13 protein-coding genes and 1 other RNA gene are annotated in these 13,043 nt (G+C 74.5%); 11 read left to right on the top strand and 3 right to left on the bottom strand.

Annotation, left to right across the window (positions count from 1 at the left end; all coding sequences use genetic code 11):
* The first annotated feature begins 26 nt into the window (after positions 1-26).
* Genes QNH85_RS07465 through QNH85_RS07455 form a run of 3 tightly spaced genes read left to right on the top strand, consistent with a single transcriptional unit; the run spans position 27 to position 2,899 of the window.
* Entirely contained in the window at positions 27-1,397 is a 1,371-nt protein-coding gene (locus QNH85_RS07465) for an FAD-binding oxidoreductase (RefSeq protein ID WP_282945565.1), read from the top strand.
* On the top strand, positions 1,394-2,494 hold the full coding sequence (locus QNH85_RS07460; RefSeq protein ID WP_282945564.1) for a winged helix DNA-binding domain-containing protein: 1,101 nt from the start codon (positions 1,394-1,396) through the stop codon (positions 2,492-2,494). Before QNH85_RS07465 ends, QNH85_RS07460 begins: the two co-directional genes overlap by 4 nt.
* A 15-nt stretch (positions 2,495-2,509) precedes the next feature.
* Positions 2,510-2,899, top strand: a complete 390-nt coding sequence (locus tag QNH85_RS07455; protein ID WP_282945563.1) for a nitroreductase family deazaflavin-dependent oxidoreductase — start codon at positions 2,510-2,512, stop codon at positions 2,897-2,899.
* On the opposite strand, the gene QNH85_RS07450 is transcribed toward QNH85_RS07455, so the two are convergent.
* The gene (locus tag QNH85_RS07450; RefSeq protein WP_282945562.1) at positions 2,886-3,239 is read right to left on the bottom strand and encodes a nuclear transport factor 2 family protein; all 354 of its coding nucleotides are present in this window, start codon (positions 3,237-3,239) and stop codon (positions 2,886-2,888) included. The two genes, QNH85_RS07455 and QNH85_RS07450, sit on opposite strands and share 14 nt — an antisense overlap.
* 78 nt (positions 3,240-3,317) lie before the next feature.
* Between QNH85_RS07450 and QNH85_RS07445 the strand changes: the two genes are divergently transcribed.
* Together QNH85_RS07445 and QNH85_RS07440 are read left to right on the top strand one after the other, a co-directional pair.
* Positions 3,318-4,115, top strand: a complete 798-nt coding sequence (locus QNH85_RS07445; protein ID WP_282945561.1) for a MerR family transcriptional regulator — start codon at positions 3,318-3,320, stop codon at positions 4,113-4,115.
* Positions 4,116-4,319: 204 nt separating this feature from the next.
* Positions 4,320-5,402, top strand: a complete 1,083-nt coding sequence (locus QNH85_RS07440) for a Fic family protein (protein ID WP_282945560.1) — start codon at positions 4,320-4,322, stop codon at positions 5,400-5,402.
* A 78-nt stretch (positions 5,403-5,480) separates the two neighbouring features.
* Here the strand turns inward: QNH85_RS07440 and ssrA are convergent.
* Positions 5,481-5,848, bottom strand: a transfer-messenger RNA (tmRNA) gene (ssrA, locus tag QNH85_RS07435).
* A 193-nt stretch (positions 5,849-6,041) separates the two neighbouring features.
* On the opposite strand from ssrA, the gene QNH85_RS07430 reads away from it, so the two are divergent.
* Together QNH85_RS07430 and QNH85_RS07425 are read left to right on the top strand one after the other, a co-directional pair.
* Positions 6,042-6,527 (top strand): GNAT family N-acetyltransferase, encoded by a 486-nt coding sequence (locus tag QNH85_RS07430; RefSeq protein WP_282945559.1) that lies wholly within the window; start codon positions 6,042-6,044, stop codon positions 6,525-6,527.
* A gap of 76 nt (positions 6,528-6,603) precedes the next feature.
* A complete protein-coding gene (locus QNH85_RS07425) occupies positions 6,604-7,107 on the top strand; it encodes a DUF6328 family protein (RefSeq protein ID WP_282945558.1) in 504 nt (167 codons plus the stop codon).
* 3 nt (positions 7,108-7,110) lie between these two features.
* On the opposite strand, the gene QNH85_RS07420 is transcribed toward QNH85_RS07425, so the two are convergent.
* Positions 7,111-7,947 carry a TetR/AcrR family transcriptional regulator gene (locus QNH85_RS07420; RefSeq protein ID WP_282945557.1) on the bottom strand — a complete coding sequence of 279 codons (837 nt, stop codon included), beginning with the start codon at positions 7,945-7,947 and terminating at the stop codon, positions 7,111-7,113.
* A gap of 182 nt (positions 7,948-8,129) precedes the next feature.
* Here QNH85_RS07420 and QNH85_RS07415 point away from each other — a divergent pair, with 182 nt between their 5' ends.
* The 4 genes from QNH85_RS07415 (at position 8,130) to QNH85_RS07400 (ending at position 12,410) form a co-directional block, all read left to right on the top strand.
* Positions 8,130-9,107: an ABC transporter ATP-binding protein gene (locus QNH85_RS07415; RefSeq protein ID WP_282945556.1), complete on the top strand. Its 978-nt coding sequence runs from the start codon at positions 8,130-8,132 to the stop codon at positions 9,105-9,107.
* Entirely contained in the window at positions 9,104-9,838 is a 735-nt protein-coding gene (locus QNH85_RS07410) for an ABC transporter permease (protein ID WP_282945555.1), read from the top strand. Before QNH85_RS07415 ends, QNH85_RS07410 begins: the two co-directional genes overlap by 4 nt.
* Positions 9,839-9,856: 18 nt before the next feature.
* Positions 9,857-10,924 (top strand): ATP-dependent DNA ligase, encoded by a 1,068-nt coding sequence (locus QNH85_RS07405; protein WP_282945554.1) that lies wholly within the window; start codon positions 9,857-9,859, stop codon positions 10,922-10,924.
* Between the two features lie 112 nt (positions 10,925-11,036).
* On the top strand, positions 11,037-12,410 hold the full coding sequence (locus QNH85_RS07400) for an NAD(P)/FAD-dependent oxidoreductase (protein WP_282945553.1): 1,374 nt from the start codon (positions 11,037-11,039) through the stop codon (positions 12,408-12,410).
* Positions 12,411-13,043 lie beyond the last annotated feature (633 nt).

The raw sequence follows: 13,043 nt of genomic DNA, 5'->3' as shown, positions 1-13,043 counted from the left end.
CGTCCCGCCGCGCGAAGGAGCGCCGCATGACCACGTCGAGCAGCACCTCCCTGGCCGACCTCCGCTCCCGCCTGACCGGACGCGTGGTGGAGCCCGGCGACCCGGACTTCGACGCGTACCGCGGCATCGTGCTGGGTGGCACGGACCCCCGCCCCGCGGTGATCGTGCGGCCCGTGGACGACGGCGACGTGTCCGCGGCGGTCACGTTCGCGCGGGACGCGGGCCTGCCGGTCGCCGTCCGCAGCGGGGGCCACAGCGGCGCGGGCCACGGGACCGTCGACGGCGGCCTCGTGATCGACCTGCGCGACCGGAAGCGGCTGGACGTCGACGTCGACGGCCGCACCGCCTGGGCGGAGGCCGGCCTCACCGCCGGCGAGGTCACCGTGGCCACCGCGGCGCACGGGCTCGCGATCGGGTTCGGGGACACGGGGTCCGTCGGCATCTCCGGCATCACGCTGGGCGGGGGCGTCGGCTACCTGTCGCGCGTCCAGGGCCTGACGATCGACAACGTCCTGGCCGCGGACGTGGTGCTCGCGGACGGCCGGGTCGTGCGGACGGACGCCGAGCAGCACCCGGACCTGTTCTGGGCGATCCGGGGCGGCGGCGGGAACTTCGGGGTCGTGACGCGGTTCCGGTACCGGCTGCACCCGCTCGGCGGGGTCACCGGCGGGATGCTGCTGCTGCCCGCCTCGGCCGAGACGGTCGCGGGGTTCATGGCGGCGGCGGCCGCCGCGCCGGACGAGCTCAGCGCGATCATGAACGTGATGCCCTGCCCGCCGCTGCCGTTCGTGCCCGCGGAGCACCACGGGGCGCTCGTCGTCATGGCCCTGGTGTGCTGGTCGGGCGCCCCGGAGGCGGCGGAGGGCGCGCTCGCACCCTTCCGGTCGCTCGCCACCCCGCTGGCGGACATGGTGCGGCCGGTCGCCTACCCGGAGCTGTTCCCGCCCGCGGACCCCGAGTACCGCCCGACCGCGGTCGCGCGGACGCTGCTGCTCGACCACGTGGATCTCCCGCTGGCCGAGCGCGTGATCGAGCGGCTGACGAGCACCGACGGGATGCGGGTCGTGCAGCTGCGCGTCCTCGGGGGTGCGATCGCGCGGGTCCCCGCCGACGCGACCGCGTACGCGCACCGGGCCAGCCGCGTGATGGGCAATGTCGCCGCGTTCGTGCAGGACCCGGGCGACCGCGCGCAGCGCGCGGAGTGGGTGGCCGGGACCGCGGCGCTGCTCGACCAGGGAGACGCCGGCGCCTACGTGAACTTCCTCGGCGACGACGGGCCGGAGCGCGTGCGCGACGCCTACCCCGGTCCGACCTGGGACCGGCTGTCGGCGATCAAGGCGACGTACGACCCGGAGAACCTGTTCCGGCGGAACCAGAACGTCGTCCCCGCCGGGTGAGCGGGTCCTCCGTGACCCGCGGGGCCACGCTGACGCTCCGGCAGCTCAACCGGACGCTCCTGCAGCGCCAGCTCCTCGACGCCCGGGCCGACCTGTCCCCCGCCGAGGCGACGGCGCGGGTGCTCGCGCTCCAGGCGCAGGAGCCGAACTGGGTGTTCGCGGCACTGTGGTCGCGGGTCGCCGGGTTCGCCCGGGACCACCTCGAGGCGGCGGTCGAGCGGCGCGAGCTCGTCCGCGGGCCGCTGCTCCGCGGCACGCAGCACCTCACCACGGCCGACGACTACGTGTGGCTGCGGCCCACGGTCCAGCCCGCGCTCAGCCGGCTCGCGCGGTCGACCTACTACACCGCCGAGACCCGCGGCATCGACCCGGAGCAGCTGGTGGCCGCGGCCCGCGAGGCGCTCGGTGACGACCTGGTGCGGCGCCGGGACCTCGCCGCGACGCTGGTCGGCCGCTGGCCCGGCCGGCGCGGCGCGGTGCTCGCGGCCGCGGTCGAGGCGCTGACCCCGGTGGTGCACGGCCCGGACACGTCCGCCTGGGGGTCGTGGTGGAGCCGCCGGTCCATCGCGGTGTCCGACGCCGAGGTCTGGCTCGGCCGGTCGATGGCCCCGCCGGACCTGCCGGCGCTGGTGCGGCGGTACCTCGCGGCGTTCGGGCCGGCCGGCGTGATGGACCTGCAGACGTACACCGGCCTGACGCGGCTGCGGCCGGCGGTCGACGCGATGCGGGACGAGCTGCGCGTGCTGCACGGCCCCGACGGCGCCGAGCTGCTGGACCTGCCCGACGCGGAGATCGCCGACGAGGACGCGCCCGCGCCCGTCCGGTTCCTGGCGGCGTTCGACAACGCCGTGCTCGGGCACCGCGACCGCACCCGGATCCTGCCCGAGGCGCACCGTGCCGCTGTGATGCCCGGGTACTCGATGGTGCACGCGACGGTGCTGGTGGACGGGTTCGTCGCCGCGCGGTGGACCGTCGCGGACGGCACGCTGCTCGTGCACCCCCTGCAGCCGCTCCGCGACCCCGACGCCGTGCTGGCGGAGGGTGCACGGATGGCCGCGTTCCTCGACCTCGACACCGACCGCGTCACGATCACCTGAGCCCCGGAGGCCGCCGTGCCCATCACCACCCGCATCACCGGCTTCAACCGCCGCGTGCTCAACCCGCTCATGCTGCGCGTCGCCGGCCGCTGGGGGTCGATCGTGGTGCTCGAGCACGTCGGGCGGCGGACCGGGACCGTGCGGCGCACGCCGCTCATGGCGTTCCGGCACGGCGACACCGTCACCGTGGCGCTGACCTACGGGCCGGACGTCGAGTGGCTCCGCAACGTCCGCGCGGCGGGCGGGTGCCGGATGCTCCTGCGCGGCCGGGTGCTGCGGCTCGGCGCGCCCCGGCCGGTCGACCCCGCCGAGGCGCTCCGCCGGATCCCGCAGCCGCAGCGCACGGTGCTGCGGTGGCCGGTCCGCTGCCGCGACTACGTGGAGCTGCCGGTCACGGCGCGATAACCAGCCTCGCGATCAGGTCCCCGTCCATCGCGAAGCGGTAGGCCAGGTCGACGACGCCGCCCGGGAAGTCGCCCTCCAGGCGGTGCGTCGCGACCCAGTGCGCGTGGTCGACGCGCTGTGCCGAGATCAGCTCGGTGGTGTAGCGGAACTCGGCCCCGGCCTTCGACAGGAACCGCCGGACCTCCTCGGCACCCCGGTAGGTCGTGCCGTCGTCGACGACCACGGCGGTCGAGGTGAACGCGCGGAGCGCCGCGTCGGTGTCGTGGGCGGTGTGCGCGGCGAGGTAGTCACGGATCGTGGCGGGCAGCTCGCCCGGCTGGACTGTGGTGGGAGTGGTCATGCCCCGACCCTGGGCGCTCCCGGTGCGCGAGGGTCAACGGCTGGACTCTCCCCCTGGGAGAGGGTGCACCATGGCGGCGTGCTGGCCATCGGTGAGTTCTCGCGGCTCACCCACCTGAGCGTGCGGACGCTGCGCCGCTACTACGACGCGGGGCTGCTGGAACCGGCGAGCGTCGACGACGCGACCGGCTACCGCTCCTACAGCCCCGACCAGATCCCGACCGCGCAGGTGGTCCACCGCCTGCGCGAGCTGGACGTCCCCCTCGCCGACGTGCGGCGCATCCTGCACGCCCCCGACCCCGGGACCCGCGCCGAGCTGGTCGCCGACCACCTGCACCGGCTGGAGTCCGAGCTGGACCGGACGCGCGCCGCGGTCGCGTCCCTGCGCCGGCTGCTGCGACCGGCACCGGCTCCGCTCGACGTCGAGCTGCGGGCGGTGCCGGCGACCACCGTCGCCGCGGTCGAGGGCGACGTGGCGCACGACGACGTCATCGCCTGGTACGCCGGCGCCATGGCCGAGCTGGACGCCGCGGTCGCCGAGCCGACGGGTGTGCCCGGCGGCCTGTACGACAACGCGCTGTTCGAGGACGGCCGGGGTTACGCGCTGGTCTACCGCCCGACGCCGCGGCCGCCACGCACGGGCCGGGTGCACCCGGTGACCCTGCCGGCGGTCGAGATGGCCGTCGCGACGCACGTCGGCGAGCACCACGACATCGACGTCACCTACGGCGAGCTCGGCACGTGGGTGGTCGCCAACGCGCTCGCGGTCGCCGGGCCGGTGCGGGAGATCTACGTGGTCGGGCCACGCGACACCGCAGAGCCGTCGGCCTGGCGCACCGAGATCGGGTGGCCGGTGTTCCGGGTGGCTGCCCCCTGACGGTCCCACCCCGCTGACGACCCACGAAGCGAGAACACCGCCGCCCTTGTTCTCGGTTGTGCCCGTAAGCGAGAATAGCGAGCCCGCTCTTCTCGCTTACGGAGACCGATGCCTCCCTCCTCCGCCCTCCGAGTGCCACCGCACGAGCACGAGACGATGCCCTGGGCGTCCCGCACAGGGCGACGCGCTGAGATCGACACCTACGTGGCGAGCATCCCGCCCCGGATCGCGGGTCTCGAACTGCCGCTCGGCGGGAGCCTGCTCGAGGTCGCCCGCAGCGCCGCGGTCGACGTCCGGGTCCTCGAGCAGCGCTTCGCCCACCAGGTGTCCACGCTGGAGCCGTTCCTGCTCCGTACCGAAGCGATCGCCTCGTCGCGGATCGAGGAAGAGCTGACGACCGTCGACCAGCTGGCACGGGCGCAGCACGGCATCCGCGCCCCGCGATCCGCCCGGACCGTCAAGGGCGCGATCGACGGCTTGTCCCTGCTGGTGGAGCGGGCTTCCCACGGCATCGCGCTCGACGACATCCTCGCGGCCCACCGCCCGCTCATGGCCGACGACCCCGAGGAGAAGTGGGACGCGGGCACGCTGCGCACGGTGCAGAACTGGATCGGTGGCTCCAACCGCTCACCGCGAGGAGCGCTGCACGTGCCCCCGGCACCGGGTCTGCTGCCGGCGTTGATGGCCGACCTCGTCGACTTCCTCCGGCGCACGGACCTCGATCCCGTCGTGCAGGCCGCCGTCGCGCACGCCCAGTTCGAGTCCATCCACCCGTTCACCGACGGCAACGGCCGCGTCGGCCGCTCGCTGATCAACGCGAGCTGGCGCTACCGCGGCATGACGACGCAGATGGCCGTGCCCGTCGCCTCGGCCATCGTCGCCGACCGTGACCGGTACTTCGCGCTGATCAACGACTACCGCACCGGGACCGTCGAGCCGTTCGTGGCGTACCTGGCGGAGGCCACGGCCCGCGCGACCCGAGAGGCCACCGTCTCGGCCGAGCGGCTGATCGCGCTTCCAGCCGCCTGGCGTGACCTCGTGAGCCCACGCTCCGGCTCCGCTGCGGCCGTCCTGCTCGACCTGCTGCCCCGACATCCCGTCGTCGACGCGAGCGACGTCGTTCGGCTGACCGGCGCCTCGACCGCACGTGCCTACGCGGCGATCGACCGGTTGGAGGAGGCCGGGGTCCTGCGCCGCATCACCGAGTCCCGCCGGGACATGACGTGGGCGGCCGGCGACGTGCTCGACGAGGCCGACCTCATGGTCGACCGCCTCCGCTTCGGCTGACCGATCGCGAACGGGCCGACGCGCGCCGCCGCAGACGCAGCGAGGCCCGCCCCGCGAGCGGGACGGGCCTCGTGTCACTGGTGGAGGTGGCGGGAATCGAACCCGCGTCCGATGACGTGGGACCAGGGCTTCTCCGGGCGCAGTCTGCAGCAGATTTTCTCGGCCCCCGCGATCACGCAGACAAGTCGCGGACGGGCTCAGTCACCTGAAAGTCCCCGCAGCCCCGGTGACGAAGGCTGCGAGCAGTGGCTTCCTAGATGACGCCAGGAACTGAGTCGGAAGCTAGCTCAGGCTGACGGACTTCGAGGCTCGCTCAGGCGGCGAGGGCGAAGTCGGTGCGCTTGTTATCGGCACCTATTGGTTTACACGGAGCGTTAGCGAGATAACCGTGTGTCCTCGGCCCGCTTCTCCTGGTTCGACGATCACCGTCGAAACCGATCACCCCCAGTGGGTGCTGCTGTGGAGTTGTCAATCTCGTGTCGATCGCCGCGCCCGCCCCCCGGTGTGACCCGGTCGCCGCGCGCAGCAGGTCGATCGTACCGTTCCAACACGGGCGGCCGCACGGTCATTCCCGGCGCCCCCCTGCCCCGGGCCCGAATCCGGTGGCGCCGCGCGCCCGCGGGGGGCGAGACTCCCGCCGTGCACCTGAGACCCGCGACCGCCGACGACGCCGACCTGCTGACCGACCTGGTCGCCGCCGCCGTGAACTGGACCGGCGAGGAGCGCGTCCGCGCCCGGGACGTCGCCGCCGACCCGCACCTGGCGCGGTACGTCGCCGGCTGGGGCCGGCCGTCGGACCTCGGGGTGGTCGCCCTCGACGGGACGGGCGAGCCGGTGGGTGCGGCGTGGCTGCGGCTGCTGACCGCCGACGCCCCGGGGTGGGGGTACGTGGCCGACGACGTGCCGGAGCTGTCGATGGCCGTGCTGGCGCAGGGGCGCGGCACCGGTGCGGGCTCCGCGCTGCTCGACGCGTGCCTCGACGCGGCACGTCAGGCGGGCCGGCGGGCGGTCAGCCTGTCGGTCGAGGACGGCAACGCCGTGGCGCGCGCGATGTACGAGCGCCGCGGGTTCCGGCCCGTCGGCCGCGTGGGCGGCTCCGACACGCTGCTGCTCGACCTGCGCTGAGCCCGGCGGCGCGGCACCATACGGCGAGCGCGTCGCGGGACTCCCCCTCCCCCGCGGCGCGGGACGGAGGACGACCATGACCGACCAGCAGCGCGCCGCACGCGCCGACGACGGGCGCAGCGAGACGCCGACCGAGCGCATGGACCGGAACTGGAACGAGCTGCTCCAGGAGCTGCGCGTCGCGCAGACCGGCGTGCAGATCCTCACCGGGTTCCTGCTGACGGTGCCGTTCCAGCAGCGGTTCCTCGACCTCGACGAGTACCAGAAGGGCGTCTACCTCATCCTCGTGGTGCTCGCGGTCGCGGCGACGGGGTTCATCGTCGCGCCGGTGTCGCTGCACCGGATCCTGTTCCGACGGCACCTCAAGCGGGAGCTGGTGGAGTCGGCGGACAAGATGGCGCAGACCGGTCTGGCGATGCTCGCGCTCGTGCTGGCGGGCTCCGCGCTGCTGCTGTTCGACGTCGTGGTCGACCGCACGGCGGGCTGGATCGCCGGCGCGCTCGTCATCGTCGGGCTCTCGGTCGTGTGGCTCGCCGTCCCGCTGCGGCTGTCCCGCAACGCGCACCGCGACGCGGGCTGACCCTCAGCCGGCCAGCAGCCGGGCGATGATCCGCGCACCGGCCTCCGGCGACATGTGCTCCGACCCGGTGAGCTTGCCCTCGAGCGTCGCGACGTTGAGCACGCTGATGACCGCGAGCGCCGCGTCCCGGTCGTCCTGCGTCGGGTCGGCGGGCCCTGGCTCGGCACCGGCCGCGCGACGCCGGGCCACGCGCATGGCCGCGACCTGCTCGGCGACGAGGTCGAACGACCGCACGTGCAGCGCCGCGAGCTCGCCGCCCGCGTCGGGGTTGCGCAGCCCGTAGGTCAGGAACTCCAGCGACAGCAGCAGGTTCGGGTCGTCCTGCGCGTCCCGCAGCCAGCCGGCCAGGGCGGCGGTGTCGACGCCGTCGGTGCTGAGCCCGGGGATGTCCAGGTCGGGGTCGGACATCGCGATCCCCAGGCGCTCGCGCGCGAGGGCGAGGAACACGCCCTCCTTGGACCCGAAGTGCCCGTACAGCGCCCCCTTGGTGTACCCGGCCTCGGCGGCGATGTCGCCGACGGACGCGCCCTCGTACCCCTTCGCGGCGATGACCCGCGCGGCGGCGTCGAGCAGGTCGGCGCGGGTGCGGTCCACCTTCTCCCGCCGGCGGCCCTCGGCCCGGCTGCCGTCGCCGGCCCGCTGGACGTGCTCGGACGCGTCGGCCAGGCCGCGTGACGCCTCGCGCAGGCTCGCGGCGACCGCCTCGGAGACCTCGGGGACGACGCTCTGCACCTGCTTGCCGATGAGGCGGGTCAGCGCGGCGGTCGCATCCGCGAGGGCACGGGTCGCGGCGCCGATGGTGTCGTCGGGGTGGTCGTCGCGGTCGGGGGTGCGGGCCATGCCGCCATCGTACCCACTCCCGTACCGTCCGGTATGCCGATGCGAGTGGGACGATCGTCCCGGCGTGATGACCTGGGCGAACACCCACAGACTCGCCGTGATACCCCCTGGTATGTGACTGTCCGTGCTGCTACGTTCACCGATGTACCGATCGGTATGTGACGAGACGGAGGAGGTGCACGATGGGATCGGCAGACGTGCTGAGCGTGCGGGGTCTGCGCAAGCGGTACCGCGGACGCAGCGGCGTGCAGGCCAACGACGGGATCGACCTGGACGTCGCCGCGGGGCAGGTCGTCGGGCTGCTGGGCCACAACGGAGCGGGCAAGACCACGCTCGTGAACCAGGTGGTCGGCCTGGTGCGGCCCGACGCGGGGACCATCGGCCTCGCCGGGGTCGACGCGGTCGCCCACCCGGACCAGGCCCGCCGGCTCGTGTCGATCCAGGCGCAGGCCAACGTCCCGATCACCGGGCTGACGCCCCGCCGCGCGATCGAGCTGGTGGGACGCATCCGGGGCGCGGACCGCTCCGCCGTCCGGGCGCGCGCGACCGAGCTGATCGACGCGCTGGACCTCGGCCCGTGGGCCGACACGCCTGCGGAGAAGGTCTCCGGCGGCATCGCCCGCCTCACGGCGTTCGCGATGACCGTCGTCGCCCCGGGCCGGCTCGTGGTGCTGGACGAGCCGACCAACGACGTCGACCCGGTGCGCCGCCGGCTGCTGTGGCAGCAGATCCGCGCGCTCGCCGACCAGGGCCGCGGGGTCCTGCTGGTCACCCACAACGTGCGCGAGGCGGAGCGGGTCGTCGACCGGCTCGCCGTGCTGGACCACGGGGTCGTGCTCGCCGACGACACCCCCGCCGGCCTCACCGCGCACCTGCAGGACACGCTCACGGTCGAGGCGGACCTCGCGCACGACCTCGACGGTGACTGGGCGTGGCACCCCGCCGTCCGCGGCGTGTCCGCGTCGCGCGGCCGCGAGACGGGGACGGTCCGGTCCGACGACGCCGCGGAGGTCGTGCGGTGGGCGCAGGCGGAGGTGGCGGCCGGCCGCCTGGAGCGGTACGCGCTCACCCCCGCGTCCCTGGAGGACGTGTACGTGGACCTGGTCGGCGACGAGCACCACGCCGGCGCCGCCCCCGCCCTGGCGGGTGAGGCCGCGTGACCGCCGTCGAGCAGACCCTGCTGCTGGCGCAGTGGCAGCTCCGCCGCCAGTCGACCTTCCTGCCCCTGATGGTCGTGGTGCAGGTGTTCATGGCCGTCGCCACCGTGATCGGCTACGGCCTGCTGGTCGGGGACCCGGACCCGGCCACCGCGCTCTACCTCGCCACCGGCGCACCGACCGTCACGCTCATCACCATCGGGCTGGTCATCACGCCGCAGCTGCTGTCCCAGTCCCGGACCGAGGGCAGCCTCGACTGGATGCGGACCCTGCCGGTGCCGCGGTCGCTGTTCCTGATCAGCGACCTGCTGGTGTGGACCGTGCTCGCGCTGCCCGGCATGGTGCTCGGCGTCGTCGCCGGCGTGCTGCGGTTCGACATCGACCTGTCGGTGGCGCCGTGGCTCGTGCCGGGCGCCCTGCTGGTCTCGCTCACGGCCGCCGCGGTCGGGTACGCGATGGCCTCCCTGCTCGCGCCCGCGCTGGCGTCCCTGATGACGCAGGCCCTGGTGTTCGTCGTGCTGCTGTTCAGCCCGGTGTCGTACCCCGCCGAGCGGATGCCCGGGTGGCTGCAGGGCGCGCACGAGTGGCTGCCGATCGAGCCGATGGCGCAGCTCGTCCGGGCGGGCCTCGTGAGTGACGCATTCGCCCTGCCCGCGCGCTCCCTCGTCGTGCTGCTCGCGTGGTGCGCGGCGTCGGTGGCCGGAGCGGTCTGGGCGCTGCGCCGCCGGGCGTGAACGAGCAGGATGGGCGCCATGGACCTGCCCGTGATGCCGCCCGTCTCCCCCATGCTGGCCAAGGCCGTCCCGGAGATCCCCGACCTCGGGCACACCGAGCCCAAGTGGGACGGGTTCCGCACCATCGTGTTCCGGGACGGCGACGACGTCGTCCTGGGCAGCCGCAACGAGAAGCCGATGACGCGGTACTTCCCGGAGCTCGTCGAGTCGCTCAAGGCGAACCTGCCCGAGCGGTGCGTCGTCGACGGGGAGATCGTCGTGGTGTCCGGCGACCGGCTGGACTTCGACGCGCTGCAGCAACGCATCCACCCGGCGGACAGCCGCGTGCGGCTGCTGTCCCAGCAGACCCCCGCGTCGTTCGTCGGCTTCGACATGCTGGCGCTCGGCGACGACGACCTCATGCGGACGCCGTTCGCCGACCGGCGGGCACGGCTCGTCGACGCGCTCGGCGGGGCGCAGGCGCCGGTGCACCTGACGCCGTCGACGGCGGACCTCGCGGTCGCCCAGGACTGGTTCGGCCGGTTCGAGGGCGCCGGGCTGGACGGGGTCGTCGCGAAGCCGCTGGACGGCACCTACCAGCCGGACAAGCGCACGATGTTCAAGGTCAAGCACGCCCGCACCGCCGACTGCGTGGTCGCCGGCTTCCGCTGGCACAAGTCCGGCCCGGTCGTCGGCTCGCTGCTGCTGGGGCTGTGGACCGACGACGGCCGGCTGCAGCACGTCGGCGTCGCGGCGTCGTTCCCGATGGCCCGGCGCAAGACGCTCGTGGAGGAGCTGGAGCCGCTGCGCGCCGACGACCTGTCCGGGCACCCGTGGGGCGACTGGGCCGACCAGTCCGCCCACGGCGACAAGCGGATGCCCGGCGCGGTCAGCCGGTGGAGCGCCGGCAAGGACATGTCGTTCGTGCCGCTGCGGCCCGAGCTCGTGGTCGAGGTCGCGTACGACCACATGGAGGGCGACCGGTTCCGGCACACCGCCCAGTTCCGCCGGTGGCGCCCCGACCGCGACCCGGCCACCTGCACCTACGCGCAGCTCGAGGAGCCGGTGGGGTTCAGCCTGGCCGACATCCTCGCGCCGCCGGCCTGAGCCGGGGGCGCCGGCCGGGCACGCGCCGGTGCACGCCGGCTCCGCGCGCGCTCCGACCACCGCGCTCGTAGGGTCGGACGGGTCCCGCCACCCCACCGCGGAAGGACCCCCGATGAGCGCCAGCGTCCCCTCGCGCACACCCGGCAAGCCCCACGACGTGGTGGTGATCGGCTCCGGCTTCGGCGGCCTGTTCGCCACGAAGGCCCTGGCCGGTGCGCCGGTGCGGGTGACCGTCATCGACGGCACCGCGACGCACGTGTTCCAGCCGCTGCTCTACCAGGTCGCTACGGGCGTGCTGTCGGTCGGGGAGATCTCCCCCGCGACCCGCGACGTGCTGCGGGGCCAGCGCAACGCCCGGGTGCTGCTGGGCGTGGTGACGGACATCGACGTGGAGAACCGCGTCGTCGTGTCGTCCTCGCCGCTCGGGGAGACGCGGACGCCCTACGACAGCCTGATCGTCGCCGCCGGCGCCGGGCAGTCCTACTTCGGCAAGGACCAGTTCGCGGACCACGCCCCGGGCCTGAAGAGCATCGACGACGCCCTCGAGATCCGCGGCCGGGTGTTCGGGGCGTTCGAGCTCGCGGAGCTCGCGCCCGACCCGGCCGACCGCACCCGCCTCATGACGTCCGTCGTCGTCGGTGCCGGCCCCACCGGCGTCGAGATGGCAGGCCAGCTCGCCGAGCTGGCGCACCGGTCGCTGCGCGGCAACTTCCGGCACATCGACCCCTCGCAGGCCCGCATCCTGCTGGTGGACCCCGTCCCGCAGGTGCTGCCCGGCTACCCCGAGAAGCTGCAGGAGTCGGCCGCCCGCACGCTCGAGGGCCTCGGCGTCGAGCTGCTGATGAACCACAAGGTCGTCGACGTGGGCGCCGACTTCGTCGACGTGGAGGACACCGACGGCAACCGGACCCGCATCGACGCGCAGACCAAGGTGTGGGCCGCAGGCGTGTCCGCCTCCCCGCTGGGCCGCCGGCTCGGGGAGCAGACCGGCGCCGAGGTGGACCGGGCGGGGCGCGTCAGCGTCGAGCCCAACGGGTCCCTGCCCGGGCACCCGGAGGTGTTCGTCGTCGGCGACATGGCCTCCCGCAAGGGCGTCCCCGGCGTCGCGCCCGCCGCCATGCAGTCCGGGCGGTACGCGGCCGAGGAGATCATCCGGCACGTCAAGGGCGAGCCGACCGGTGAGCCGTTCGTCTACCGCGACAAGGGCAGCCTCGCCACGGTGTCGCGGTTCCAGGCGGTCGCGAAGATCGGGCCGGTGCAGACCGCCGGGTTCGTCGCGTGGCTGCTGTGGCTCGGCGTGCACATCGTCTACCTGGTCGGGTTCAAGAACCGGATCACGACGCTGCTGCACTGGGCGGTGTCGTTCATCGGCACCGGCCGCTCCGAGCGCACCGCGACCTGGCAGCAGGTGGTCGGGCGGACGGTGCTGCGGTCCCGCGGGGCGGAGCACCCGACGCGGCGCGCGCAGGACGTCGCCGGCAGCTGACGCCGGCGGCCGCCCCGCGTCGAGTGGAACGTCTGGACGGACACGCCGACCGCGTGTCCGCCCGAACGTTCCACCGTCGGGCTGGAGACGCGGCCGGGACGGTCAGGGGGCCGGGGTGGCCGCCTCGTCGGGGCGGGCGGCGCCGCGCCCGGGGGCGGGCCCGCCGCGAACCGCTCCAGCTCCGCGAGCAGCAGCGGGACGAGGCCCGGGTCCGTGAGGGACCGGAAGTGCCCGGGCGTCGCCAGCCGGACCAGCCGCGCCCCGGGCAGCGCGCTGCCGCCGGGGATGTGCGGGTCGTAGACGGTCGCCGCCGACACGATCCGGCTGTTGTCCGCGCGCTGGGCCGCGAGCGCCGTCAGCACCTCGTCGTCCGGCAGGAACGCGCGGACGGACCGCAGCGGCAGCAGCCGCGCGTACGGGGAGCCCGAGAACGGCGTGTTCACCGCGACCATGCCGAGCACCCGGTCCCGGACGTCGGTGCGCCCCATGACCGCCTTGCCGATCAGCCCGCCCTTGGAGTGCGCGACGATCACCACGTCCCGCAGGTCCTCGTCGCGCAGGGCGGCGGCCGCCAGCTCTGCCATGTCGGGGATGCTGCCGCGGTTGAGGCCGAACGGGGCGACCACGTGCACG

The sequence above is a fragment of the Cellulomonas endometrii genome (genome assembly GCF_949769265.1).
Classification (GTDB): domain Bacteria; phylum Actinomycetota; class Actinomycetes; order Actinomycetales; family Cellulomonadaceae; genus Cellulomonas; species Cellulomonas endometrii.
The sequence above is the reverse complement of the archived record's forward strand: the minus strand, read 5'-3'. Positions and strand labels throughout refer to the sequence as shown.

Excerpts from the sequence above, each read along its gene's own strand:
- QNH85_RS07465 (WP_282945565.1), top strand. The coding sequence starts at position 27 with ATGACCACGTCGAGCAGCACCTCCCTGGCCGACCTCCGCTCCCGCCTG.
- QNH85_RS07450 (WP_282945562.1), bottom strand. The coding sequence starts at position 3,239 with ATGACCACTCCCACCACAGTCCAGCCGGGCGAGCTGCCCGCCACGATC.
- QNH85_RS07425 (WP_282945558.1), top strand. The coding sequence starts at position 6,604 with ATGACCGACCAGCAGCGCGCCGCACGCGCCGACGACGGGCGCAGCGAG.
- QNH85_RS07420 (WP_282945557.1), bottom strand. The coding sequence starts at position 7,947 with ATGGCCCGCACCCCCGACCGCGACGACCACCCCGACGACACCATCGGC.
- QNH85_RS07415 (WP_282945556.1), top strand. The coding sequence starts at position 8,130 with ATGGGATCGGCAGACGTGCTGAGCGTGCGGGGTCTGCGCAAGCGGTAC.
- QNH85_RS07405 (WP_282945554.1), top strand. The coding sequence starts at position 9,857 with ATGGACCTGCCCGTGATGCCGCCCGTCTCCCCCATGCTGGCCAAGGCC.
- QNH85_RS07400 (WP_282945553.1), top strand. The coding sequence starts at position 11,037 with ATGAGCGCCAGCGTCCCCTCGCGCACACCCGGCAAGCCCCACGACGTG.